We start from the raw sequence: 24,810 nt of genomic DNA, 5'->3' as shown, positions 1-24,810 counted from the left end.
CGGTCGGAAACGCACCATGGAGACATGAGCGCAGCAACCATCCACCCCGCCCCGGCACCGGGCCGCCCGCCCGGCGCCACCGCCGTGGCCGGCAGTCACAGCCACCGCCTCGGCGATGCCCTGCGCGCCGTCAAGGTCTTCGTGGGCGCCGCCTTCGACGTGGTCGTGCTCGGTCAGTACGGAGAGGAAGTCGGCGTGGTCCGCCACAAGTGAGAAGACGTGGTCCGCCGCATGCGAGGAGGCCTGGTCCGCCGCACGCGAGGAGGCATGGCCCGCCGCACGCGAGGAGGCATGGCCCGCCGCACGCGAGGAGGCATGGCCCGCCCATGTGAGGAGGCCTGGTCCGCCGCGAGCGGGCGGACCGGGCCCCACCGTCAGCTCTCCGCCAGCAGCTCGTCCGCGTCCATGATCCGGTACGCGTACCCCTGCTCCGCCAGGAACCGCTGGCGGTGGGCGGCGAAGTCCTGGTCGATCGTGTCCCGGGCGACCACCGAGTAGAAGTGCGCCTGGTGGCCGTCGGACTTGGGGCGCAGGACCCGGCCGAGGCGCTGGGCCTCCTCCTGCCGGGAGCCGAAGGTGCCCGAGACCTGGATGGCGACCGTCGCCTCCGGCAGGTCGATCGAGAAGTTCGCGACCTTGGACACGACGAGCACGCTGATCTCGCCCTCGCGGAAGGCGTCGAAGAGCTTCTCCCGCTGCGCGTTCGACGTCTCGCCCTTGATCACGGGCGCCCCGAGGTGCTCACCCAGCTCGTCGAGCTGGTCGATGTACTGACCGATGACGAGGATCTGCTGCCCGGCGAAGCGGCGGACGATGGCCTCCGTGACCTTCCGCTTGGTCGCCGTCGTCGCGCAGAAGCGGTACTTCTCCTCCGCCTCGGCCGTGGCGTACGCGAGCCGCTCGGCGTCCGTCAGATTGACCCGGACCTCGACGCAGTCGGCGGGCGCGATGTAGCCCTGCGCCTCGATCTCCTTCCACGGCGCGTCGAACCGCTTGGGACCGATCAGGGAGAACACGTCCGACTCCCGGCCGTCCTCGCGCACCAGGGTGGCGGTCAGGCCGAGCCGCCGCCGCGCCTGGAGGTCGGCGGTGAACTTGAAGACCGGCGCGGGCAGCAGGTGCACCTCGTCGTAGACGATCAGCCCCCAGTCCCGCGAGTCGAACAGCTCCAGGTGCGGGTAGACGCCCTTCCGCCGGGTCGTCAGCACCTGGTAGGTCGCGATGGTGACCGGCCGGATCTCCTTGCGGGTCCCGCTGTACTCGCCGATCTCCTCCTCGGTGAGCGAGGTCCGCTTCACCAGCTCGTGCTTCCACTGCCGCGCCGAGACGGTGTTCGTGACGAGGATGAGCGTGGTCGACTTCGCCTGGGCCATCGACCCGGCCCCGACCAGCGTCTTCCCGGCGCCGCAGGGCAGGACGACGACACCCGACCCGCCGTGCCAGAAGTTCTCCACGGCCTGCTTCTGGTACGGCCGGAGCGCCCAGCCGTCCTCGGCCAGCTCGATCTCGTGCGCCTCGCCGTCGACGTACCCGGCGAGGTCCTCGGCCGGCCAGCCCAGCTTCAGCAGCGTCTGCTTGATCTGCCCGCGCTCGGAGGGGTGCACCACGACCGTGTCCGGGTCGATGCGGGCGCCCACCAGGGGCGTGATCCGCTTCGACCGGAGGATCTCCTCCAGCACCGGGCGGTCGGTGGTGGTCAGCACCAGGCCGTGCGCCGGGTGCTTGGACAGCGTGAGACGGCCGTAGCGGTCCATCGTCTCGGCGATGTCGACGAGCAGCGCGTGCGGCACGGGGTAGCGGCTGTACTGCACGAGCGCGTCCACGACCTGCTCGGCGTCATGACCCGCCGCGCGGGCGTTCCACAGGCCCAGCGGGGTCACGCGGTAGGTGTGGATGTGCTCCGGCGCCCGCTCCAGCTCCGCGAACGGGGCGATGGACCGGCGGCAGTCGTCGGCCTGCTCGTGGTCGACTTCCAGGAGCAGGGTCTTGTCGGACTGGACGATCAGCGGACCATTCACGCGCGGCACCCTTTCTGTGGCCAAAGGACTCGGACGGCTCGACAGCGCGACGCCTCGGCCAAACGTCCAGTGTGCCTGATCGACCGGGGCGGGTGGTGTGATCTGCGCGTCCGGTCGTACTGAATGCCTATTCATCCCAACGTGTGGTGTGAATTCAGTTTTTCCATCGCGGCCCCGAAGAATGGCGCAGGTGCAGAACCCGACGACCACCACGTTCGGATACGCCCTGTTCGCCACCCGCTGGCTCCAGGCCCCGCTGTACTTCGGGCTGGTGGCCGCCCAGGGCGTCTACGTCTACAAGTTCTTCAAGGAGCTGTGGACCTTGATCCTGATGTGCGTCAGCGGGCACGCCACCGAGACGTACGTGATGCTCGCGGTGCTCAAGCTGGTCGACGTCGTCATGATCGCCAACCTGCTGATCATGGTGATCGTCGGCGGCTACGAGACGTTCGTCTCGCGCATCGGCCTCCAGGGCCACCGTGACCAGCCCGAATGGCTCTCACACGTCAATTCCAACGTACTGAAGGTCAAGCTCGCCACGGCGATCGTGGGCATCTCCTCCGTGCACCTGCTCCAGATGTTCGTGGACGTCCACCACACCTCCCACCACGCCCTGCTGTGGGGGACGGTGATCCACATGGCGTTCATCGCCTCGGCGGCGATCCTCGCCTACATGTCGGGCCCGATGGTCGCCCACACGGACCGCGCCCACGCCGACCGTTCACCGGCCACACCGGCCCCGGCCGCCCGCCCACAGGAACACGAGCGCGGGGAGCGGCGGCAGGAGAAGCCGGACCCCGAGACTCCGGCCACCACGCCCTCCCTCCCACGGCAGACCGACGCGGACGCCGACGCCGACGCCCGGATCCGCGCCGCCGGGTTCCCCGCGCGCAAGCTGCTGGAGGACTTCGACGAGCAGCACCCCCGGGGCTTCGACCGGGAGGCCGTGGCGCGGCTCGGCAAGGCGGATTTCGTCACCGCCCGGCGCAACGTCGTCTTCGTCGGCCCGCCCGGCACCGGCAAGACCCACCTGGCCGTCGCCCTGGGCGTCCGCGCCTGCCAGGCCGGGCACCGGGTGCTGTTCGCGACCGCCGCCGAGTGGGCCGCCCGGCTCGCGGACGCCCGGGCCGCCGGCCGGCTCGACGCCGAGCTGACCGCGCTCGACGATCACCCCCTCCTGATCGTCGACGAGGTCGGCTACACGCCCCTCGACCCGGCGACGGCGGGCCTGTTCTTCCAGCTCATCGCCCACCGCTACGAGCGGGCCTCGCTGATCGTGACCAGCGACCGGCCGCTCGGCCGCTGGGACGAGGTCTTCGGCCCGTCCGCCCCGGCGCTGACGGACCGGCTCGCCCATCACGCCGACCTCGTGCGGCTGGACGGCGACAGCTACCGGACCCGCCGCGCTACTTCAGCGTGGGCAGACTGACGTTCTGGACCAGCGGGCCTTCGACGGTGACCCCTTCGGTGACCAGCGGCTCCAGGGCGGCGACCGGCAGGGGCAGCGGCAGCGCGGGGGCCGCGGCGGCGGAGGGTGCGAGCGCCCCCACGAGCGCGACGGCACAGAGAGCGGCGGCGGGCAGGTTCTCACGCATGGGAACGGCAGGGCCTTTCGGAGACTGACATCGGGGGACGGCGACACCGCACCGCCGCGTGCCGGCCCGGGGGGACGCCCGGACCGGCACGCGGAGCGCGCGGAAGCGATCAGATCTGCGGTGTCTCGAGGACGAGACCGGCGACGTCGATGCTCACCGCGGAGGCCGGGGTGGCGAGCCCCCCGAACGTCATCAGGGCGGCGGTGACGAGGACGGCGGCGACTCGGCGGACAGCGCGCATGCGCGGACTTCCTTTCGGCGGAGCTCACAGGACACCCGGTGGCTGCCCCCGCGCGCAGGGCGTGATGCGGCACGCCCGGGAAGGTCGCCCGAGCGTGGGAAATCCCCGGCGTGGCGTGCATGAACGCCCGTCCGCACCCGAACGGGTGACGGCCCCCACGTCTTCGTCAGCGCGGTCGTCAGCCCGCGTCGTCGGCGAGCTCCGCCACCCCGGTGATCCGGTGCAGCGGATACGTGCGGACCTCGTCCGCGGTGTGGTCGTACGCCGTGACGAAGCCGCCCTCGACGCGGATCGGGGCGACGACCCGCTGGCTGGCGGCGCCCTCGGCGTTGACGTAGCCGATCCACAGGGCCTCGCCGGTGAGGACGGCGGCCTGCATGGTGGCGAGGGTCTCGGCGGCACCGGTGCGGGGCAGTTCGCCGTTGGCCGCCGGGGCGGAGCCCGGCTTGCGGGGGGTGGTGGAGGCGAGGTCGCCGGCCCGGATGGCGCGCAGCGCGGCCGCGAGGAGGGTGTCGTCGGGGACCGGCGGGCCGTCCGGGACCGGCTCGGGCGCGGTGCGCGGCGGGGTGCGGTGGGCCAGGGCGCGGGTGATCAGCACATCGCCCTCGGCGGACTCGGCGGCCGGCGCGAACCCCATCGCCCGCAGGCCTTCCAGAAGCCCGGCCGGATCGGCCTGCGCGGCCAGCACGGTCGGGGCGAGCCGGCGCAGCCCCAGCCCGGCGGCCCGCTTGTCGGCGAGGATCTCGCTGAGCACCGCGTCGTCGTCGCAGCGCACGTACGCCGAGGCCGCGCCGACCCGGAGGTGGCCGTGCCGGCGGGCCACGTCGTCGATCAGGTACGCGAGCGGCTGCGGCACCGGGGTGCGGGAGTGCGCGGCGAGGAAGGCGTGCAGGTCGGAGGCGGCCTGCCCGGCGTCCAGCGCCCGCCGCACCGAGCCGGGCGTGAACCGGTAGACCGTCGCCCCGCCCTTGGACTCGACGTCCGCCAGCACGCCCAGCATGTCCGCGAGCGGCCGTTGCAGAGGGCCGGGCGCCACCGCCGTCAGGTCGGCCTGGAGCAGCACGTGGTCCAGCGGCTCGGGCAGCAGCGGCGCGAGCAGCCGGGCCGCGGCGGCGGAGGCCACGGCCTGTTCGGCGGGGGAGAGGGCGGTGAGCGGGGTGGTGCGGTGATGGTGGTGGACGGGCAGCTTGTCCCCCGGCCCGGAGGGTTCCGCTTCCGGGCCGGGCGCGGGAGCCGCGGGCGCGCCCAGCAGGGCCCGGCCCTGCGCCGACAGCGCGCCCCGGCCCGTGACGCCCAGCAGCTCCGCCTCGGACAGCGCCCACTCGGCGAGCCGGCCGCGCAGATCGTCCTCGCGCCGGTCGCCGCGCAGGGGCCGCTCCCAGCGCAGCCGGGCCAGCACCGACCCGGCGGTCGGCGCGGTGCCCTCCGGCAGCCCGGCCAGCAGCGCCAGCACCCGGTGCCGTACCTCCGGCGCGGCCGAGCGGTCCAGGCCCGGCCCGAGCGCCGACAACGTACGGTCCTTCCCGTCCCGCCCGCCCACCAGACCGGCCGTGCGGGTCGCCGTGAGCCAGGCCGTGACCAGCCGCGACCAGCGCTCGGCGGCGGGCAGTTCCAGCCACTCGTCGTACGCCGGGGTCGCCGCGTACCGCTCGTCGGCCTCGCCGTCCGAGGCGATCAGGCCCGCCGCGTACGCCAGTTCCACCCAGAACGCGGCGACCGGCTCGGGCACGTCGAGCGCGACGGCGGTCCGCTTCAGATCACGCACGCTGAGCCCACCGGCCCGCAGCACCGCGGGCCCGCCCTCGTCCCAGTCCTTCAGCAGCTCCTCGACGGTCGCGAGCGTGGTGTACGCCTGTCCGGCCGCCGCGCTGTCCACAACCTGTGGACGGTGAACGGTCGCCGTCTCCACGACCGGCGGAACGGGCTCGGGCGCCCGATGCGCCAGACCCCGCCGCAGATGCAGGGCGACCTCCCGCGGCAGGACGACCGTCCCGGGGGCCGTCGGCAGCAGCAGTCCGCGGTCCAGCAGCCAGCGCAGCCGAGGCGCCGGATCGGCCGTGACCTGCCCGTACGGCGGCCCCCACACCAGGCGTTCCAGCACGTCGAGGGAGTCGGCCGGGGCGTCGGCGAGCAGCGCGGCCATCCGGGCCCGGTCCGTGAACAGGCCGGCCAGGGCGGTCACCGCGGAGACCGAGTCGTGCGTCGAGGCGAGCCCGGCGGTCGTGACGATGTCCTGGATCCGGCCCGGGGACATCCCGGCGGTGGCCTCCTGGACCGTCGGGCCGAGCCCGGTCGGCGAGGGGTGCTGCGGCGAGGGCGCCAGCAGCTCACGCGCCGTGCGCACCAGCCGCAGCCGGTCGTCGTCGCCCCACACCAGGGCCTGCTCGCGCAGCAGGTCCAGTGCGTGCGGCAGCGCGGCTACGACGGCCGGGTCCGCGTCGTCCCCGGCCATGAGCCCGAGCAGTTCGCCGTACGCCGCCGGGTCCGCCGCCACGGCCAGCGCCTCCGCCGTCTGGAGCGTGAACCGATCCAGCCGCTCCAGCGCCCGCACGACCGAGGCGCGGGTGCCGGCCCGGGTCGCGAGCTGGGTGAGGTCGGTGGGGACGGGCGTGATGAGATCCGGGCGGCTGCGCAGGAGCGCGCCCAGCGAAGCGTCGCCCCGCGCGCGGAGCGCTTCCGCGAGGGAGCGGGGGGCCGGGGGCCTGTCCTCGGTGCTCATCCGGTCCACGGTAGCGGGTCGGCCCCGGCGGCCGGGCCGACTGTGCGGGGCCGCGGCCGGGGCTACCTCCCCGAACGCGGGACGGGGTTTTGGCCGCTTCGTGGGCACTCGCGGTACCGTCGTGCGACGGCGTCACGCAACGCACCCGCCCCGGAGGGGACTTCGTGGGGATTGAGAGCGACCAGGTCGTTTACGAGTATCTGAGCCGCGTCGGCGACGTGGCCCAGCAGCGGCAGTTGTCGTCGGCCACCCGTATGCGTCTGGTCGCGGACCTGCGCAACGAGATCGACAAGCGCCGCGCCAAGGCCACCGTCGACTCGCCGGCCGCCGTCCGCCGCATCCTGACCCGCCTGGGCAGCCCCGACGACGTCGTGACCGCGGCGGCGGACGGTACGGGCGGTGAGCCGCACGGCGCCGCCACCGCCTCCGTCCCCGTGCAGCGCGAGGCCGAGCCGGAGGAGCGGGCGAAGGGCGTCATGCGGCGCGTCGTACCGCGCCCCCGGCCGGCCCGGTCCGCTGAGGAGCCGCACCCCGCCCCCTCCGACGGCCCGGCCCCGCCGCACCTGGCCGCGAGGCACGAGCTCGGCGACAGCGCGCTCCAGCCGGACTGGTGGCGGGTGGACAGCAGCCCCTTCGGCGTCGGCGACGAGGTGCCGGGGTTCGTGGGCGGCGTGGAGGTGCCGGACCTGCTGAAGCCGCCGGCACCGCGCAAGCCGGAGAAGGAGAAGCCGGACGCCGAGGCCACCGCCCCGGTCGTCGAGACGGCCGGGGTGACCGAGAAGGGCAGCCGCCGCCGGCTCCCGCGCCTGCCCAGCACGAACTGGAGCAACCCGCTCCTCCTGATCGCCGCGGGCCTCCTCGTCGCCGGTGCCGTGCTCGGCAACTGGTTCGTCCTCCTGCTCGGCTGGCTCATCGCCTACGCCTCCCGCCGCCTCACCCAGGCCGAGACGAAGTGGGCGGTCGTCATCCTGCCGAGCCTCTCCGTGGTGGGGGGCCTGGTCTGGCTGTGGGGCCGGATGAACGGCCGCTGGGGCGACCCGATCGCCGACGGCCACATGAACGCCGCGGTGGCGGAGACCTGGCCGTGGGTGGTCAGGGGCGCGGCGGTGGCGTCGGCCCTGTTCCTGGTGTGGCGCTCACAGCGCTCGCGCTAGGAACAACGCTCCGGGGCAATACACGCAGGGCCACCACAGCCGGACGCCTGCCGTTCACACCCTCTGGGCACAATGGCCCATATGGCCTTCATGACCCCGCCCGCGCTCACCGTCGGCTTCGACCTCGACATGACCCTCATCGACTCCCGGCCCGGCATCCGCGCCTGCTACCAGGCGCTGTCCGAGCGGACGGGGGCGTACATCGACGCCGACCTGGCGGTCACGAGGCTCGGGCCGCCGCTGGCCGAGGAGCTGATCAACTGGTTCCCGGCCGAGGAGATCCCGGCCATGGCGGACCTGTACCGCGCGATGTACCCGACCATCGCCATCACCGCGAGCCCGGCGATGACCGGCGCCCCGGAGGCCATCGCGGCCGTCCGGGAGGCCGGCGGACGCGCGATAGTCGTCACCGCCAAGTACGAGCCCAACGCCAAGCTGCACCTCGCCCACCTCGGCATCGAGCCCGACGCCGTCATCGGCGACCTGTGGGCCGAGCAGAAGGCGGAGGCCCTGCGCGAGCACGACGCGGGCGTCTACGTCGGCGACCACGTCGGGGACGTCCGCGGCGCCCGGACCGCCGGGGCGCTCTCGGTCGCCGTGGCCACCGGCCCCTGCCCCGAAGCGGAACTGCGCGCGGCGGGCGCGGACGTCGTCCTCACCGATCTGACCGAATTCCCGCGGTGGCTTTCGGACTACCGTCCCGCGCGCGCCTGACGGCGGCCCGCCGCAACGGAACGCAGCACTCCCGCACCGGCCATCAGGAATCCGACGGCCATGAGCATGCTCAATCCGAACATGTACGTCGGAAAGGGAGTCGTCCCTAGGAACAACGGGGCCACCGTGACCAGTGTGGCCACGGCGCCGATGAAGAAGACGACGGCTCCGGCACGGACCAGGCGGTCACCGGGAGCGGCGGAATTCGTTTGGGTTTTGTCACGCACCCGACCAGGGTAGTTCCCAGCGCGAAGGAACAACCGGGTGACGTCTTGTCACCGGCTGCAAGAGCATTAGCCTGGGTACCGGCGGGTCGTACGACCCGCCCGAGTGCTATCAAGAGCCGTTTCCAGAAGCAGTTTTCCGACGAGTACGAGGACGAGGACAGACGTGCCTACCGGCAAGGTCAAGTGGTTCAACAGCGAGAAGGGCTTCGGCTTTCTCTCCCGCGACGACGGCGGCGACGTCTTCGTCCATTCCTCGGTCCTCCCCGCCGGAGTCGAGACGCTCAAGCCGGGCCAGCGCGTGGAGTTCGGCGTCGTCGCCGGGCAGCGCGGCGACCAGGCGCTGTCCCTGGCGATTCTGGACCCGACCCCGTCCGTCGCCGCCGCGACCCGCAAGAAGCCGGACGAGCTGGCCTCCATCGTCCAGGACCTGACGACCCTCCTGGAGAACATCACGCCGATGCTGGAGCGCGGCCGCTACCCCGAGAAGACCGCCGGAAAGAAGATCGCCGGCCTGCTGCGCGCGGTCGCCGACCAGCTGGACGTCTGAGGCCCGAGGAAGGGGACTCAGGGAAAGCGCAGCGCGTCCGGGCCGAGGGGCGGTACGAGTCCCTCGGCCGCCGCACGTGTCAGCAGCCCGCGCACGGCCGCGTAGCCGTCCTCGCCGAGGTCCGCGGTGAACTCGTTGACGTACAGCCCGATGTGCTGGTCGGCGACGGCCGGGTCCATCTCCTGGGCGTGTTCCATGACGTACGGCCGGGACGCCTCGGGATCGTCCCAGGCGGCGCGCACGGACGTGCGGATCGAGTCGGCCAGCAGCCGCAGCTTCTGCTCGCCCAGCGACCGCTTGGCGATGATCGCGCCCAGCGGGATCGGCAGCCCCGTGGTGTTCTCCCAGTGCTCGCCCATGTCGGCGAGCTTGTGCAGCCCGTAGTTCCGGTACGTGAAGCGCGCCTCGTGGATCACGAGCCCCGCGTCGACCTTGCCGTCCCGCACGGCCGGCATGATCTCGTGGAACGGCATGACGACGATCTCGCCGACCCCGTCCGCCACGGTGTCCGCGGCCCACAGCCGGAACAGCAGATAGGCCGTGGACTTCTCACTGGGCACCGCGACGGTCCGCCCGCTCAGGTCGACATCGGCCTCCCGCGTCAGCACCAGCGGCCCGCAACCCCGCCCCAGCGCGCCCCCGCAGGGCAGCAGCGCGTAGTCGTCGAGGACGTAGGGCAGCACGGCGTACGACACCTTCAGCACGTCGAACTCGCCGCGCTCGGCCATGCCGTTGGTGATGTCGATGTCGGCGAAGGTCACGTCGAGGGCGGGGGCGCCGGGGACGCGGTCGTGGGCGAGGGCGTCGAAGACGAACGTGTCGTTCGGGCAGGGCGAGTACGCGATCTGCAGCTCAACTGTCATGCCGGTTCCAACTCTCCAGTACGGGCGCGAGCTTCCCGAACCCCTCGGTCAAGGCTGCCAGAGCGTCGCCGATCCGCCATGCGGCGCGGTCACGCGGCCCGACGGGGTTGGAGACCGCCCGGATCTCCAGCACGGGCACCCCTTGCGCGGCGGCGGCCTCGGCGACGCCGAAGCCCTCCATGGCCTCGGCGAGGGCGGTGGGGTGCCGCTCCCGCAGCGCGACGGCCCGGGCGGCCGTCCCGGTCACGGTAGACACCGTGAGCACGGCCCCGGTCCTCGCCCCGGCGCTCTCGGCGACCCGCCGGACGAGATCCGCCGGCGGCTCGTGCCTGACGGTCCCGAACCCGAGCTCGGTCACCGGAAGGAACCCGTCCTCGGTCTCGGCCCCCAGATCGGCCGCGACGATCTCGTCGGCGACCACGAGCGACCCCACGGGCGCCCCGGGCTGGAACCCGCCCCCGATCCCGGCCGACACGACCAGGCCGTAGGGCGTGCCCTTCAGGGCGGCGGCGGTGAGCGCGGAGGCGGTGGAGGCGGCGGCGAGCGCGGGCCCCACGCCGCCGGCGATCACATCGAACGAACACCCGGCGGCGCCGCCGTGGGCAGTCGTTCCGCTGGGGCGGAACGGGTCGGCACGGCCGACAGCGCCGAGTATCGCTTCATCGGACCCCAGGGGCACGCCCAGGCCCGCGGCCACAGCGTCCCTCTCCACGGGAACAGCCGTGGCCACCAGAACCCGGCCAAGCCCAGCGGCAGCGATCAGGCGTCCTTCTTGAGCTTGAAGTTCCAGAGCCCGGAGGTGTCCTTGTCGCCTTCCTTGATGGAGACCAGCGTCGAGTTGCCCTGCGCGCCGTACTGGGCGTTGAAGAACACGCTGCCCGGAATCGTGCGGTAGGTCTTCGTGCTGGAGTCGGTCAGCGGCTGACCGTTCATCAGGATCGTCCAGCCGTTGTCGGCGATATCGGGGTCGACACCGAAGCGCACCGTCTCGTCGGGGTCGACGGAGATGCTCTTGATGCCCTTGTCCTTCAGGCACCCGGCGAGGTCGGACGGCTTCAGAGCGCCGCCCTCGCCGCCGCAGGTGGCCTCGGAGTTCACCGAGTCGCTCCCCACGGTGACCGTGGCGATCGGCGTCGGCTTGTCACAGGCCGACAGGACGAGCAGTCCGGCGGATACGACGCCGGCGACGGCGACGGCGCGGCGGCGTCGCACAACGGATTGCAACGTGTTCATGGGCGAAGGCTATAGGGCGCGCGGGTCGCACCGCCCACGCGGGGTACGGCTCCCCCGGAGATCCATCAGAAGGGCCCTACGCGACACGCGCCCGCCCCGGCCCTCCGCGCCGGGCCGAGTCGATCAGCCCCCGCACGGTCGTCAGCCACCCGACGCCGACGATCGCGGCGCCCACCGCCAGCCCGGCCGTGCCGTTGAGCGGCATCGCGATGCCGACCGCCCCGCCCAGCACCCAGGACATCTGAAGCAGCGTCTCGGAGCGGGCGAAGGCCGACGTACGGACGCTCTCGGGCACATCCCGCTGGATCAGCGCGTCCAGCGACAGCTTCGCCAGGGCCTGCGCGAACCCGGCGATCGCGGCCAGACCGGCCACCAGCACCGCGCCGAAGAACACCGCCGCGGTGATCGCCGCGCCCGCCACGCACGCCACGACCGTCACGATGATGATCTCCGGCGCCCGGGACCGCAGCCACGCCCCGACGGCCGTACCGAGCGCGTTGCCCACCCCCGCCGACACGCCCACTATCCCCAGGGAGACGGCGGCGCTCTGACCGGAGACCGGGTGCTCGCGCAGCAGGAACGCCAGGAAGAAGATCAGGAACCCGGTCAGACAGCGGATGACGGCGTTGGCGGCCAGGGCGTGGGTGACGGCCGGGCCGACCGTGCGCAGCCCGGGGCGTTTGACGGGCTGCCGGTGCGGCCCGTGCAGGTGCTGCTCGTCCGCCGCCAGCAGGGCGCGGTCCTCGCCCTTGGCGGAGTCGACCTTCGGCGGCAGCGTGAACGACAGGATCGTCCCCGCGACGAACAGCGCGAAGGCACCGAAGAGCGGCCAGCGCGGCCCGATCTGCTGGAGCCCGGCGCCGATGGGCGCGGCGATGCCGGTGGCGAGGAGGCCGCCGAGGGTGACGCGCGAGTTGGCCTTCACCAGGGAGAAGCGCGGTGGCAGCAGCCGGGGCACGACGGCGCTTCTGACCACGCCGTACGCCTTCGACGAGACGAGGACGCCGAGCGCGGCCGGGTACAGCTCCAGGCCGCCGCTGACGACCGCGCCGGACAGGACGATCGCGAGCAGCGCCCGGGCCAGCATCGCGCCGGCCATCGCGGCACGGCGGCCGTGCGGGAGGCGGTCCAGGAGCGGGCCGATGACGGGCGCGAGGAGGGTGAAGGGCGCCATGGTGATGGCGAGGTACAGGGCGACGCGGCCGCGGGCCTCGTCGGTGGGCACGGAGAAGAAGACCGTGGAGGCCAGGGCGACGGTGATCATGACGTCGCCGGCGCCGTTCACGCCGTGCAGTTCGATCAGCTTGCCGAGGCCGGACTCGCCGGCGCCGTGCGCGTGGGTGGCCTTGCGGATGCCGCGGGCCGTGCCGGTCACGGGGAAGTGCAGGGCACGGCCGACCGCACGGAAGGAGCCGCCCAGACGGCCCGGTCCGTTCAGTCGGCTGCTTCCCTTGACCCCTTTCGACCCACCGGTCCCGGTGGCGCCCGGGGGTGTCTTCGCGGCTGCCACGACGTCATAGTGCCCCGATAAGGCCGTGGGTAGTGCCATTACCGCTTGTATAGGGCCTGTGGGGTGACTGTCCGGGGCGGCGGTCCGGGGCGGGTGGGCGGTGCAACAGGACCGTCGGTGTACGCGAAGTGGGGCGGAAGGGTAGCGTGCGTATCTCAGCCATCCCGCAAAATGGATGAAGGATGTCGACGCGGTCCCCCGGTCCGCTCCGTCCGCCCCCGCGCTGGGAGTGGCGCACTCGTGAGACGGCGTATGGAGAGAAGCGATACCTGTGAGCGCAGCGACAACGCGAAGCCGCACCCCTGACCGTCTGTGCGCCGAGGCCGTCGACCTCGCCCGCGCCGCAGCCGAGGAGGCCGCCGCGCCGGGCATCGTCGGCGAGCACGTGGGGCTGGTCTCCGAGGGAGACCGCGTCGTCACGCACTTCTTCCAGTGCCTGGAGCTCGGGTACCGGGGCTGGCGCTGGGCCGTGACGGTGGCCCGGGCGTCCCGGGCGAAGATCGTCACGGTGGACGAGGCCGCGCTGCTGCCCGGCCCGGACGCGGTGCTGGCGCCCGAGTGGGTGCCGTGGAGCGAGCGGCTGCGGCCCGGCGACATGGGGCCGGGCGACCTGCTGCCCACCGACGCCGAGGACCTGCGGCTGGAGCCGGGCTACTCGGGTGAGGACGAGCCCGCGCCGAACGTGCCCGTGTCGCACGAGATGGCCGACCTGGTGGAGGCGGAGGACGCGGACCTCACCACGGCCCCCTCGTCCGGCTTCACGGTCGCCCCCCTGCGCGGTTCGATCCCGTCGATCGCCGAGGAACTGGGCATGCGCCGGGCCCGCGTCCTGTCCCGCTACGGCCTGCACACCGCGGCCGACCGCTGGGAGGAGGCGTTCGGCCCCAAGACGCCCATGGCCCAGTCGGCCCCCGCCGCCTGCGTCAGCTGCGGCTTCCTCGTCCCCATCGGCGGCTCCCTCGGCCAGGCCTTCGGCGCCTGCGCCAACGAGTTCTCCCCGGCCGACGGCCGCCTGGTCTCCCTCGCCTACGGCTGCGGCGGCCACTCCGAGGCCGCGGTCATGCCCCGCCCGCCCCAGCCGGCCGCCCCGGTCATCGACGAGACCCGGGTCGACCCGTTCCCCCTGCGCCCGTCCTCGGACTCCGGCTCGGTGACCCCGACGGCGGACGCGGACACGGAGGATCTGGGCCACTCGTAGCCAGGGCCGGCCTGCCCGGCCCGGGGCGCGGCGCGCGATCGCGTCGTCGGCGCGCCGCCCGGCTCCGGTGGCCGCGCCCGGCGAGGTCCCCGCACCCCGCCCGCCCGCGCCGGGCGGGCGCACGGTGGATGCTGCTCAGGCGGTACCTTCGTCCTCACGTCCACGAGGAGAAGGAACGGAACGTGAGCAGCAAGTTCGTGCGGCCCGCCGCCGAGGGGGCCGATCCGTTCGGTACCGCCCGCCTGCGGCGCGGTGTCCTCGACGCCTGGGCCACCAGCCCCGCCCGGTTCCGCGAGGACGCCAACGCCGAAGAGGACCTGGTCCTCGGCGGCTACCGGGACCGGCTCGTCGTGGAGCTCGCCCAGAACGCCGCCGACGCGGCGGCCCGGGCCGCAGTGCCGGGACGGCTGCGGCTCACCCTGCGCGACGGGGTGCTCGTCGCCGCCAACACCGGCGCCCCGCTGGACGCCGCCGGAGTGGAGTCCCTGTCCACGCTGCGCGCCTCGGCCAAGAGGGACCCGCGCGACACGTCCTCCGTGGGACGGTTCGGTGTCGGCTTCGCCGCCGTCCTCTCCGTCACCGACGAGCCCGCCGTCGTCGGCCGGCACGGCGGTGTGCGGTGGTCGCTCGCCGAGGCCAGGGCACTGGCCGCCGAGACCGCCCGGCACAGCCCCGGCCTCGGGGACGAGGTCCGGCGCCGGGACGGACACGTACCGCTGTTGCGCCTCCCGTACGCCGCCGAGGGCACCGCACCCGCCCCGTATGACACCGCCGTCATCCTGCCGCTGCGGGACGCGGCCGCCGCCGACCTCGCCGAGCGGCTGCTGCGGGCCGTCGACGACGCCCTGCTGCTCACCCTCCCCGGACTCGAAGAGCTCGTCGTCGAGATCAACGGGGAGAGCCCGCGGACCCTCACCCGCCGCACCGACGGTGCCTTCACCGTCGTCGACGACTCGGTCCACGGCGTCACCCACTGGCGCACCGCGGCGGCCCACGGCCCCCTCACCCCCGACCTCCTCACCGACCGGCCCGTCGAGGAGCGGCTGCGGCCCCACTGGTCCGTCACCTGGGCCGTCCCCGTGGACAGCGACGGCAGCCCCGCCCGGCCCCGCACCAGCGCGGTCGTGCACGCCCCCACCCCGAGCGACGAACCCCTCGGCGTTCCCGCGCTGCTCATCGCCTCGTTCCCGCTGGACGCCACCCGCCGGCACGCCGCCCCCGGCCCGCTGACCGACTTCCTCGTCCAGCGCGCCGCCGACGCCTACGCCGAACTCCTCGGCGACTGGCGGCCGGTGACCTCCGGGATCATCGGCCTGGTGCCCGGCCCGCTCGGCAAGGGCGAGCTGGACGGCGCCCTGCGCCAGGCGATCCTGGACCGGCTGCCGCGCACCGAGTTCCTCCCGCCCGCCCACCCGGCCGTCGTGCCGCCCGCCCTCCCTCCCCACGAGGGCGACGACCTGCCCGAGGCCCTGCGGCCCCGGGACGCCGAGATCGTCGAGGGCGCGGGCGCGGACACCGTGCGGGTGCTCGCCGAGGTGCTGCCCACGCTGCTGCCCGCCGGTCTTGAGCGCCGCGCCGAGCTGCGGACCCTGGGCGTCGCCCGCGTCCCGCTGACCGACGCGATCGACCGCCTCGCCGGGCTGGAGAAGGAACCCGGCTGGTGGCGGCGGCTCTACGACAGCCTGGCCGGGATCGACCCGGACCGCTTGTCGGGGCTCCCGGTCCCGCTCGCCGACGGCCGGACGGCCATCGGGCCCCGGCAGATCCTGCTGCCCGGCGCGGAGACCGCCCGGATCGACCCCGAGGTGCTGGCCCGGCTCGGACTGAAGGTCGCCCACCCGGACGCCGCCCACCCGATCCTGGAGAAGCTCGGCGCGCTGCCCGCGACACCCCGGGCCGTCCTCACCACCCCGCAGGTCCGGGCCGCCGTCGCCGCGTCCCTGGACGACGAGGGCGGTGTGAACTGGGAGGAGGACGTCCTCGACGCCGACGAACTGGCCGACACCGTGCTCGCGCTCGTGCGGGACGCCGGCCTGGAGCCCGGTGACGAGCCCTGGCTCGGCGCGCTCGCCCTGCCCGACGAGGACGGCGAACCGGCCCCGGCCTGCGAACTCGTCTACCCCGGCAGCCCCTTCGCGCAGGTCATGCGCGAGGGCGAACTCGCCGCCGTGGACGCCGAGCTGGCGGGCAAGTGGGGCGAACAGCCGCTGGCCGCCTGCGGTGTCCTGGTGAACTTCGCGATCGTCCGCGCCACCGACATCGTCCTCGACCCGGACGAACTGGAGCCCCGCGAGGGCGACTTCGCCGAGCCCGACGACGCGGGTCTGCTGGACGCCGTCGACGTGTGGTGCGAGGACATCCTCGACCGTTTCCCGGACAGCCCGGTGCCGCCGGTCGCCACCGAGATCGTCGCCGTACGGGATCTGGACCTCGTCGACGAGGACAAGTGGGCGCAGGCGCTGGCGCTGCTGTCCCGGCCGCCGCTCCGGGACGCCATCGTGCAGCCCGTGCGGATCCTGCTGCCGGACGGGACGCACGAGGTCGTCCGGCCGTACACCGCCTGGTGGCTGCGCGGGAACCCGGTGCTCGACGGCCGCCGCCCGGCCGGACTGCGGGCCGCCGGCGGCGACCCGCTGCTGCGCGGGCTCTACGACGAGGCCGACGCGACCGGGTTCGAGGACGAGCAGGTGCTGCGGGCGCTGGGCGTGCGGACGTCCGTCGCCGCGCTGCTGGACGAGCCCGGCGGCGCCGCCGAGCTGCTGGAGCGGCTCGCCGACCCCGAGCGTGAGGTGTCGGGCGCTCAGCTGCACGCCCTGTACGGGTCGTTGGCCGAGCTGGACCCCGAGCAGGTGACCCTGCCGGACGACCTGCGGGCCGTCACCGACGGCCGGGTGGAGGTCGTGGACGCGGCCGACGCCGTGGTGTGCGACTCGCCCGACCTGCTGCCGTTCACCGAGGGCGTCCCGCTGCTTCCCGTACGGCCGTCCCGCGCCGCCGATCTGGCCGAACTGTTCCAGGTGCGGCGGCTGAGCGAGTCCGTCACCGGGGAGGTCACCTCCGAGGGCGCCGAGCACCACGTGCCCGAGCCGGTGCGGGTCCTGCTCGGCCGGAACACCCCGTCCTTCTACGTCGAGCACGAGGAACTCGTCGTCGACGGCGTGGAGATCGACTGGCGGCTCACCGACGACGGCGTCCTGCACGCCGCCACCCTGGAGGGCGTCGCCGCAGGGCTCGCCTGGGCGGCGGGGCAGTGGCCGCGGCGGTTCGAGGTGGCGGCGCTGCTGGAGGACCCGTCCCGGACCGAGGAACTGGCGCGGGACCGGTGGTTCGACTGAGCCGGCGGTGACGTGCGACTGAGTCGGCGACGACGCGCGACCGCTCGTGAAAAATTCCGCACACATTTTTCACTCGTCGTACAACCATGCGCCTGGTTGAGGAATCTGATCACTTGAGTCAACAGACTCCACGATCACTTGGGCCCCGAGAGCCGACGACGAGCACCGGGGCCCCTCTCCACCTGGAGAACGCATGCGTATCCGAGCCACCGTGGCCGCCGTCAGCGGCGCCCTGGCCCTTTCCGCCCTCGCCGTGCCGGCCGCGCAGGCCGCGGAGCCGAAGGTTCCCGCCGACATCGCCGCCGCCAGCGAGGTCGTCCACGCCGACTCCGGCCGTTCGGCCTTCGTCGGTGCCGTGGACGGCGCGCCGATCGCCCTGAACGCGACCTTCTCCTCGGTCAAGGTCAACAACGGCAAGAACATCGCCGTGGGCACCACCAACGTGGTCAAGGTCCCCGTGTCCTTCACGCTGACCCACGGCAAGGAAGTGAACATCCACGCCGCGGACTTCTTCGCGGGCGTCGAGCTGTACCGCGGTGCCTCGTTCGACGACTCGGACTTCTTCTTCGACAGCAACGACGCGACCTGCACGGACTCGTCCGCGACCGTCGCGAGCTGCAAGGCCACCGTCGAGATCGACCCGTTCGCGCTGCTGAACGAGGACGCCGGCTCCTGGAAGGCGGCCGCGTTCGCGGTCGCGTTCAACGGCGAGGACCCCGAGGACCCGAACCTGGACAACGTCGGTGTCGCGGTGAAGGACCCGACGAACTCCTTCAAGCTCCAGCGCTACTCGAAGCTGACGGTCAACGCCGCGCCCGAGCCGGTGAAGAAGGGCAAGACCATCACGGTCACCGGCAAGCTGTCCCGCGCCAACTGGGACGACAACAAGTACCACGGCTACACCAACCAGTCGGTGAAGCTGCAGTACCGCAAGAAGAGCTCCAGCACCTACACCACCGTGAAGACCATCAAGTCCAACTCCACGGGCGAGCTGAAGACCACCGTCACGGCCTCGGCGGACGGCTACTTCCGCTACTCCTTCGCGGGCACCACGACCACCCCGGCGGTCAACGCCACGGGTGACTTCGTCGACGTCCGGTAGGACCGAGGCCCCCTAAGCGGGCACGCGGCGGTCGATCCACCTCCACAGGAGTTCCAGGGCGGCCGCCGCCACCGCCGCGATGCCGACGGCGGTCCACGGCATCGTCACCCCCACCAGCTTCAGCGCGAAGAAGTGCTGCAACCACGGCACGACCAGCACCAGCAGGAACGCCCCGGCCATGGCCGCGACGAGCGCGACGCGCCACCACGTGTAGGGCCGGGCGATGATCGCCAGCACCCACATCGAGATCAGGAACAGCGTGAGCGTCGCCGCGCTGGTCTCCGCGTCCAGCGCCCCCGCCCCCGTGTAGTGCTCCCGGGCGAGCAGATACGTCGCGAAGGTCGCCCCCGCCGCCACGACCCCGCCGGGGATCGCGTACCGCATGACCCGCCGTACGAAATGGGGCTTCGCGCGCTCCTTGTTGGGCGCGAGCGCGAGGAAGAAGGCCGGGATGCCGATGGTCAGTGTCGACAGCAGGGTCAGATGGCGCGGCAGGAACGGGTACTCCACCTGCGAGCAGACCACCAGGACGGCCAGCAGCACCGAGTAGACCGTCTTGACGAGGAACAGCGTCGCCACCCGCGTGATGTTGCCGATGACCCGGCGCCCCTCGGCCACCACCGAAGGCAGCGTCGCGAAGCTGTTGTTCAGCAGCACGATCTGCGCGACCGCCCGGGTCGCCTCCGAGCCGGAGCCCATCGCCACGCCGATGTCGGCGTCCTTCAGGGCGAGGACGTCATTCACTCCGTCGCCCGTCATGGCGACGGTGTGCCCGCGGGCCTGTAGCGCGCCCACCATGTTCCGCTTCTGCTGCGGGGTGACCCGCCCGAACACCGTGCCGTCGTCGAGCGCGTCGGCCATGCCGTCCTGCTCGGCGGGCAGCCGGCGCGCGTCCACGGTGGTGCCGGACAGCCCGAGCTTGGCGGCGACCGCCCCGACCGACACCGCGTTGTCGCCGGAGATGACCTTGGCCCGGACGTTCTGGTCGGCGAAGTAGCGCAGTGTGTCCGCGGCGTCCGGCCGCAGCCGCTGCTCCAGCACGACCAGCGCGGTGGGCTGCGCTCCCCGCGTCACGTCGGGGTCGTCCAGGTCCCGCGCGACCCGGACGAGCAGCAGCACCCGGAGGCCCTGCTCGTTCAGCCGCCCGGTCTCGGCCAGGGCGGGATCGTCGTCCGCGAGCAGCACGTCGGGTGCGCCCAGCAGCCACCGGCCGGTCTGCCCGTCGCCCTCGCTGAAGACGGCGCCGCTGTACTTGCGGGCGGAGGAGAACGGCAGGGCCTCGGTGCAGCGCCAGCCGTCGACGGCGGGGTAGGTGTCGATGATCGCCTTCAGGGAGGCGTTCGGCCGCGGGTCCGACTCGCCGAGCGCGCCGAGCACCTTCCGTACGTAGGTCTCGTCGGCGCCCTGGAGCGGGCGCAGCTCGGTGACGTCCATGCCGCCCTCGGTGAGGGTGCCGGTCTTGTCGAGGCAGACCGTGTCGACGCGGGCGAGTCCCTCGATCGCGGGCAGCTCCTGCACCAGGCACTGCTTGCGGCCCAGGCGGATCACGCCGATGGCGAAGGCGACCGAGGTGAGCAGGACCAGCCCCTCGGGGACCATCGGGACGATGCCGCCGACGGTGCGGGCGACGGAGTCGTCGAAGCCGTTCTCCTTCACGACCAGCTGGCTGACGACCAGCCCGATCGCGGTCGGGACCATCATCCAGGTGACGTACTTGAGGATGGTGGAGATGCCCGACCGCAGCTCGGACTGGACGAGGGTGAAGCGCGAGGCCTCCTCGGCGAGCTGGGCGGCGTAGGCCTCACGGCCGACCTTCGTCGCCTGGAAGGCCCCGCCGCCCGCCACCACGAAGCTGCCCGACATGACGTGGTCGCCGGGGTGCTTGACGACCGGGTCGGCCTCGCCGGTGAGCAGCGATTCGTCGATCTCCAGCCCGTCCGCCTCGACGCAGACACCGTCGACGACGACCTTGTCCCCGGGCCCGATCTCGATCAGGTCGTCCAGCACGATCTCGGACGTGCTGACCGGTGCGGCGCTCCCGTCGCGCCGTACGGTGGGCCGCACCTCGCCGATCAGCGCGAGCGAGTCCAGCGTCTTCTTGGCCCGCCACTCCTGGACGATGCCGATGCCGGTGTTGGCGAGGATCACGAACCCGAACAGGCTGTCCTGGATCGGCGCGACCACCAGCATGATCAGCCACAGCACGCCGATGATCGCGTTGAAGCGGGTGAAGACGTTCGCACGGACGATCTCGGCGGTGGACCGGCTGCTGCGCACCGGCACGTCGTTGACCTGGCCGCGCTCCACCCGTTCGGCGACCTGAGCACCGGTCAGGCCGGTCTCGCGGGAGGTGACCGTCGCCGGCCGCGCGGAGTCGGGCCGGGCACCCGCGTCGAGATGCGTCATGCATTCGACGGTACGTGCGGATTTGCCGCTTCACCCGCTGAATGCGGCGAAGATCCGACCTGGGAAGGACGGACTTCGTGCCGTGGTCGTACGGCAGTTGTACGCCGTCGGACCCCGGTGCCACGCCCCGATGTCAGCCCGCCCGGCGGGCGGTGAGCAGCAGGTACTCCCACTCCAGGGCCGTTCCGCCCGAGCCCGTGCCCAGGTCGCCGTCGCGGGCGAGGTCGACCAGGGCGGCGTCCAGGGCGGCGGTGCGCTCGGGGTCGTCGGCGATCAGCTTGTAGACGGTGATCGTCGGGCCGTAGCGCTCCTTGAAGTAGTCGCGGAACGCCTCGGGCGTCTCGAAGCGGTCGACGCGGACCGTGCGGCGCTCGGCGCGGACGTCCGTGACCCGGTCGCCGAGAAGGGCGCGCACATGGTCCTCGTCCCCCCACAGCGGGGGCGGCTGCGCTCCGGGCGGGGGCGGGGGCGCGTACGGCTTCATCACGGCGAACATCCGGCCGATGAAGCCCTGGGGCGTCCAGTTCAGCAGCCCGATGGTGCCGCCGGGACGGCAGACCCGGACGAGTTCATCGGCGGTCTGCTGGTGGTGCGGGGCGAACATGGCGCCGACGCAGGACAGCACGGTGTCGAACTCGGCGTCGCCGAACGGCAGGGCCTCGGCGTCGGCCTCCTGCCAGGTGAGGTGCGCACCCTGCTTCTCGGCCACCGCCCGGCCAGCCTCGAACAGCTCCGGCGTCAGGTCGGAGGCCACCACGTCCGCGCCGGCCAGGGCCGCCGGGATCGCGGCGTTCCCGGAGCCGGCGGCCACGTCCAGCACGCGCCCGCCGGAGCGCACCCCGCACGCCTCCACCAGGACCGCTCCCAGCTCGGGGATGACCTCGGCGGCCAGGGAGGGGTAGTTGCCCTGGGCCCACATCGCCCGGTGCTTGGTCTTCAGGGCGCGGTCGGCCTCGGTCACGCTGTTCCGCATCGTCATCGCTGCGCTCCTCACCGGTCGGACGGCGGTTTCGCGCCGACGGTTTCGAGCGTTGCGCCGCCCTCTCCTGAGCGTAGGGAGGGGGCGGGCGGGTGTCTCGTCGGAGAGTGCGGGTGCGCGTGTGTTTCGCCCTCGCGGTGGGTGGGGGTCGGGGCCGCGCCGGGGGGTGTCCGTCCTCGGAACGGCGCGATGGGCCTTCATGCCGACTGACTGTCCGTTGACGCGCCAACCGCTGCGGGCGGACACCCCCCGACACGGCCCCTTCTCGCCGTACGCGGGTGCGGGAGCGTCTCGGCCCGGGGCGGCCTACTGGGCCGTGGGAGTCGCCTTCGGGTCCTGTGCCGCCGCGCGCTTGATCGCGGCGTCGCGCTTGCGGACGTACCAGATGCCGATCAGTCCCAGCCCGCCGCCGGCCAGGCACGTCCACACCCACCAGGTGTGGCCGTGGTCGTCGAACCAGCCGTAGAAGGGCAGCTGGACCAGGAAGAGGACGAACCACAGGATGGTGCCGCCGGTGATGGTGGCGATCACGGGGCCCTCCAGGGGCTCCGGCGCCTCGTGTCGGGGGGTCCACTTCGCCATGGGGACAGCTTACGAGGCGATCAGGTCTACGCGCGGAGATGGCCGACCGGGGCCTTATATGTTCATACTGAAACGGTTTGTGTCTGACCACTTCTCTTCGTAGGAAACACCAAACACATGTCCTCCTCGGCTCCTGCCAAGGCCCCCGCCCCTCAGCAGCCGGGAGCCGGGCCCGCGTTCGGCGCACTCGACCGCTTCTTCCGGATCTCCGAGCGGGGCAGCACCCTGCCCCGTGAGATCCGCGGCGGTCTCGCCACCTTCTTCGCGATGGCCTACATCATCGTGCTGAACCCGATCATCCTCGGCAGCGCCAAGGACATGTACGGTCACCAGCTCGACAACGGGCAGCTGGTCACCGCGACGGCCCTCACCGCCGCGCTGACCACCCTCCTCATGGGCGTCATCGGCAACGTCCCGATCGCGCTGGCCGCCGGCCTCGGCGTGAACTCCGTCGTCGCCCTCCAGCTCGCCCCGCGCATGTCCTGGCCGGACGCGATGGGCATGGTGGTCCTCGCCGGGTTCGTGGTCATGCTGCTGGTCGCCACCGGACTGCGCGAGCGCGTCATGAACGCCGTGCCCTACGGGCTGCGCAAGGCCATCTCCATCGGTATCGGCCTGTTCATCATGCTGATCGGGCTCGTGGACGCGGGCTTCGTCTCCCGGATCCCGGACGCCGCCCAGACCACCGTCCCGCTCCAGCTGGGCGGCGACGGTCACCTCAACGGCTGGCCGGTCCTCGTCTTCGTCCTGGGTGTCCTGCTGACCCTGGCGCTGATCGTGCGCAAGGTCTCCGGCGCGATCCTGATCTCGATCGTCGCCATGACGGTCCTCGCGGTGATCATCAACGCGGTGGCCAAGGTGCCGAGCTGGGGCCTGACCACGCCCAAGTGGCCCGGCAACCCGGTCGCGAGCCCCGACTTCGGGCTGATCGGGCAGGTCAGCCTGTTCGGCGGCTTCGGCAAGGTCGGCATGCTGACCGGCGTGCTCTTCGTCTTCACCGTGCTGCTGTCGTGCTTCTTCGACGCGATGGGCACGATCATGGGCGTCTCCGACGAGGCGAAGCTGACCGACGGCGAGGGGCAGATGCCCGGCATCAACCGGGTGCTGTTCGTGGACGGCCTCGCGGTCGCCGCCGGCGGCGCCAGCTCCTCCTCCGCGACGACCGCCTTCGTCGAGTCCACGGCGGGTGTCGGCGAGGGTGCCCGGACCGGCCTGGCGAACGTCGTCACCGGCGGCCTCTTCGCCGTCGCCCTCTTCCTGACGCCGGTCGCCACGATGGTCCCGTCCCAGGCGGCCACCCCCGCGCTGCTCGCGGTCGGTTTCCTGATCATGGCCGGATCGGTCAGGGAGATCGACTGGGCGGACTACACGATCGCCGTCCCGGCCTTCGTGACGATGCTGATGATGCCGTTCACCTACTCGATCACCAACGGCATCGGCATGGGCTTCATCACCTTCGTGGTGCTGCGGCTGGCGGCCGGGCGGGGCCGGGAGGTGCCGGTGGCGATGTACGTGGTGTCGGCGGTGTTCGCGTTCTACTACCTGATGCCGGCGCTGGGTCTGACCTGATCCGGATCCTCGTCGCCGGAGTCGGGTGACCCGTAGAACCTCTCCGTCTCCTCGACGGCGGCCTGGAACCGCTGGTCGAAGTCATCTCGAATGAGCGTCCGGACGACATAGTCCTGGACGCTCATTCCCCTTTTCGCGGCCTGGTGCCTGAGCCGTTCGAGCAGGTCGTGGTCTATTCGCAGGCTGAGCACACTGGTCCCCATGAGCACGAGGGTCGCGGCAGCCTTCGGTGCGGTGGGCGGGGTTCCGCCGTGACGTCACCCATATGAGTGATGTCATGGTTCAGTGGCGGGCGTCACGGCCGTTCCTGCGCGTCCCCGCTGGTCTTTAGCGAGAGTAATGAGTTACGCTAAAGAACATGCCGGACCTCAGCCATGGCGACGACGTAGCCGCCGTGAACTCCCTCCGATCCGCAGTGATGCGGCTGTCCCGTCGGCTCAAGCACCAGCGGGTCGACGAATCGCTCAGCCCCACCGAGATGTCGGTGCTGGGCACCCTGTCGCTGTGCGGCAGGGCCACGCCGGGCGAGCTCGCCCGTAAGGAGCACGTCCAGCCGCCGTCGATGACCCGCATCGTGGCGCTGCTGGAGGCCAAGGGACTGGTCCGGCTGGAGCCGCACCCCGAGGACCGGCGCCAGAAGGTCGTCACACGCACCGAGCAGGCCGAGGCCATGCTCGAGGAGAGCCGCGCCAAGCGGAACGCGTTCCTGGCGACGCTGGTGGAGAACCTCGACGAGGACGAGTGGGCGAAACTGCGCGCCGCCGCCCCCGTGCTGGAGAAGCTCGCGCATCTGTAAGAAGGCCGTTGCAAGGAGGCGA

General features: G+C 72.6%; 23 protein-coding genes. 10 read left to right on the top strand and 13 right to left on the bottom strand.

Annotated elements, in window-relative coordinates:
* Positions 1-24: 24 nt before the first annotated feature.
* On the top strand, positions 25-213 hold the full coding sequence (locus QOL88_RS17690) for a hypothetical protein (RefSeq protein WP_097217341.1): 189 nt from the start codon (positions 25-27) through the stop codon (positions 211-213).
* 161 nt (positions 214-374) lie between these two features.
* Here the strand turns inward: QOL88_RS17690 and QOL88_RS17685 are convergent, their stop codons facing one another.
* On the bottom strand, positions 375-2,018 hold the full coding sequence (locus QOL88_RS17685; protein ID WP_097217340.1) for a DNA repair helicase XPB: 1,644 nt from the start codon (positions 2,016-2,018) through the stop codon (positions 375-377).
* Positions 2,019-2,199: 181 nt separating this feature from the next.
* Here QOL88_RS17685 and istB point away from each other — a divergent pair, with 181 nt between their 5' ends.
* Positions 2,200-3,447: an IS21-like element helper ATPase IstB gene (istB, locus tag QOL88_RS17680; RefSeq protein ID WP_097217339.1), complete on the top strand. Its 1,248-nt coding sequence runs from the start codon at positions 2,200-2,202 to the stop codon at positions 3,445-3,447.
* Here the strand turns inward: istB and QOL88_RS17675 are convergent.
* The 3 genes from QOL88_RS17675 to QOL88_RS17665 all read right to left on the bottom strand — a co-directional run bounded on the left by QOL88_RS17675 (position 3,425) and on the right by QOL88_RS17665 (position 6,573).
* Entirely contained in the window at positions 3,425-3,613 is a 189-nt protein-coding gene (locus QOL88_RS17675; protein WP_030849343.1) for a hypothetical protein, read from the bottom strand. The two genes, istB and QOL88_RS17675, sit on opposite strands and share 23 nt — an antisense overlap.
* A 109-nt stretch (positions 3,614-3,722) precedes the next feature.
* Positions 3,723-3,854, bottom strand: a complete 132-nt coding sequence (locus tag QOL88_RS17670; protein WP_257027809.1) for a hypothetical protein — start codon at positions 3,852-3,854, stop codon at positions 3,723-3,725.
* A 178-nt stretch (positions 3,855-4,032) separates the two neighbouring features.
* Positions 4,033-6,573, bottom strand: coding sequence for a helicase C-terminal domain-containing protein (locus QOL88_RS17665; RefSeq protein WP_097217338.1), 2,541 nt, complete (start codon positions 6,571-6,573; stop codon positions 4,033-4,035).
* A gap of 164 nt (positions 6,574-6,737) precedes the next feature.
* On the opposite strand from QOL88_RS17665, the gene QOL88_RS17660 reads away from it, so the two are divergent.
* A complete protein-coding gene (locus QOL88_RS17660) occupies positions 6,738-7,727 on the top strand; it encodes a hypothetical protein (protein WP_097217337.1) in 990 nt (329 codons plus the stop codon).
* 81 nt (positions 7,728-7,808) lie between these two features.
* On the top strand, positions 7,809-8,441 hold the full coding sequence (locus QOL88_RS17655) for an HAD family hydrolase (protein ID WP_097223053.1): 633 nt from the start codon (positions 7,809-7,811) through the stop codon (positions 8,439-8,441).
* Here the strand turns inward: QOL88_RS17655 and QOL88_RS17650 are convergent.
* Positions 8,420-8,668, bottom strand: coding sequence for a hypothetical protein (locus QOL88_RS17650; RefSeq protein ID WP_039932946.1), 249 nt, complete (start codon positions 8,666-8,668; stop codon positions 8,420-8,422). The genes QOL88_RS17655 and QOL88_RS17650 overlap by 22 nt on opposite strands.
* 163 nt (positions 8,669-8,831) lie before the next feature.
* Here QOL88_RS17650 and QOL88_RS17645 point away from each other — a divergent pair, with 163 nt between their 5' ends.
* Positions 8,832-9,215 carry a cold-shock protein gene (locus QOL88_RS17645; protein WP_003991106.1) on the top strand — a complete coding sequence of 128 codons (384 nt, stop codon included), beginning with the start codon at positions 8,832-8,834 and terminating at the stop codon, positions 9,213-9,215.
* Between the two features lie 17 nt (positions 9,216-9,232).
* On the opposite strand, the gene QOL88_RS17640 is transcribed toward QOL88_RS17645, so the two are convergent.
* From QOL88_RS17640 to QOL88_RS17625, 4 genes are all read right to left on the bottom strand, one after another.
* Complete coding sequence (locus QOL88_RS17640; RefSeq protein ID WP_097217336.1) at positions 9,233-10,078, bottom strand: 1,4-dihydroxy-6-naphtoate synthase; 846 nt, start codon at positions 10,076-10,078, stop codon at positions 9,233-9,235.
* Complete coding sequence (locus QOL88_RS17635; protein WP_283445925.1) at positions 10,068-10,868, bottom strand: futalosine hydrolase; 801 nt, start codon at positions 10,866-10,868, stop codon at positions 10,068-10,070. Before QOL88_RS17635 ends, QOL88_RS17640 begins: the two co-directional genes overlap by 11 nt.
* Positions 10,838-11,311: a DUF2771 domain-containing protein gene (locus tag QOL88_RS17630; RefSeq protein ID WP_179878889.1), complete on the bottom strand. Its 474-nt coding sequence runs from the start codon at positions 11,309-11,311 to the stop codon at positions 10,838-10,840. Before QOL88_RS17630 ends, QOL88_RS17635 begins: the two co-directional genes overlap by 31 nt.
* 76 nt (positions 11,312-11,387) lie before the next feature.
* Positions 11,388-12,821, bottom strand: a complete 1,434-nt coding sequence (locus QOL88_RS17625; RefSeq protein ID WP_097217333.1) for an MFS transporter — start codon at positions 12,819-12,821, stop codon at positions 11,388-11,390.
* 271 nt (positions 12,822-13,092) lie between these two features.
* On the opposite strand from QOL88_RS17625, the gene QOL88_RS17620 reads away from it, so the two are divergent.
* From QOL88_RS17620 to QOL88_RS17610, 3 genes are all read left to right on the top strand, one after another.
* The gene (locus QOL88_RS17620) at positions 13,093-14,019 is read left to right on the top strand and encodes a DUF3027 domain-containing protein (RefSeq protein WP_097217332.1); all 927 of its coding nucleotides are present in this window, start codon (positions 13,093-13,095) and stop codon (positions 14,017-14,019) included.
* Between the two features lie 182 nt (positions 14,020-14,201).
* Positions 14,202-17,354: a sacsin N-terminal ATP-binding-like domain-containing protein gene (locus QOL88_RS17615; RefSeq protein ID WP_097217331.1), complete on the top strand. Its 3,153-nt coding sequence runs from the start codon at positions 14,202-14,204 to the stop codon at positions 17,352-17,354.
* 193 nt (positions 17,355-17,547) lie between these two features.
* Complete coding sequence (locus QOL88_RS17610; protein WP_097217330.1) at positions 17,548-18,456, top strand: hypothetical protein; 909 nt, start codon at positions 17,548-17,550, stop codon at positions 18,454-18,456.
* 12 nt (positions 18,457-18,468) lie between these two features.
* On the opposite strand, the gene QOL88_RS17605 is transcribed toward QOL88_RS17610, so the two are convergent.
* From QOL88_RS17605 to QOL88_RS17595, 3 genes are all read right to left on the bottom strand, one after another.
* Positions 18,469-20,862 (bottom strand): HAD-IC family P-type ATPase, encoded by a 2,394-nt coding sequence (locus QOL88_RS17605; RefSeq protein WP_097217329.1) that lies wholly within the window; start codon positions 20,860-20,862, stop codon positions 18,469-18,471.
* Positions 20,863-20,995: 133 nt separating this feature from the next.
* Positions 20,996-21,841 (bottom strand): class I SAM-dependent methyltransferase, encoded by an 846-nt coding sequence (locus QOL88_RS17600; RefSeq protein WP_097217328.1) that lies wholly within the window; start codon positions 21,839-21,841, stop codon positions 20,996-20,998.
* Between the two features lie 306 nt (positions 21,842-22,147).
* Positions 22,148-22,423 (bottom strand): DUF2530 domain-containing protein, encoded by a 276-nt coding sequence (locus QOL88_RS17595; protein ID WP_097217327.1) that lies wholly within the window; start codon positions 22,421-22,423, stop codon positions 22,148-22,150.
* 117 nt (positions 22,424-22,540) lie between these two features.
* Here QOL88_RS17595 and QOL88_RS17590 point away from each other — a divergent pair, with 117 nt between their 5' ends.
* On the top strand, positions 22,541-23,992 hold the full coding sequence (locus QOL88_RS17590) for an NCS2 family permease (protein WP_097217326.1): 1,452 nt from the start codon (positions 22,541-22,543) through the stop codon (positions 23,990-23,992).
* On the opposite strand, the gene QOL88_RS17585 is transcribed toward QOL88_RS17590, so the two are convergent.
* Positions 23,962-24,195: a CopG family antitoxin gene (locus QOL88_RS17585; RefSeq protein WP_179878888.1), complete on the bottom strand. Its 234-nt coding sequence runs from the start codon at positions 24,193-24,195 to the stop codon at positions 23,962-23,964. The two genes, QOL88_RS17590 and QOL88_RS17585, sit on opposite strands and share 31 nt — an antisense overlap.
* A 155-nt stretch (positions 24,196-24,350) precedes the next feature.
* On the opposite strand from QOL88_RS17585, the gene QOL88_RS17580 reads away from it, so the two are divergent.
* Complete coding sequence (locus tag QOL88_RS17580) at positions 24,351-24,788, top strand: MarR family winged helix-turn-helix transcriptional regulator (protein ID WP_030849396.1); 438 nt, start codon at positions 24,351-24,353, stop codon at positions 24,786-24,788.
* Positions 24,789-24,810: the final 22 nt, after the last annotated feature.

Origin of the sequence: Streptomyces sp. Ag82_O1-12, assembly GCF_900182715.1 — a bacterium.
Lineage (GTDB): Bacteria > Actinomycetota > Actinomycetes > Streptomycetales > Streptomycetaceae > Streptomyces > Streptomyces massasporeus.
Note: the sequence above shows the minus strand (reverse complement) of the source record. Positions and strands in the feature narration are given on the sequence as shown.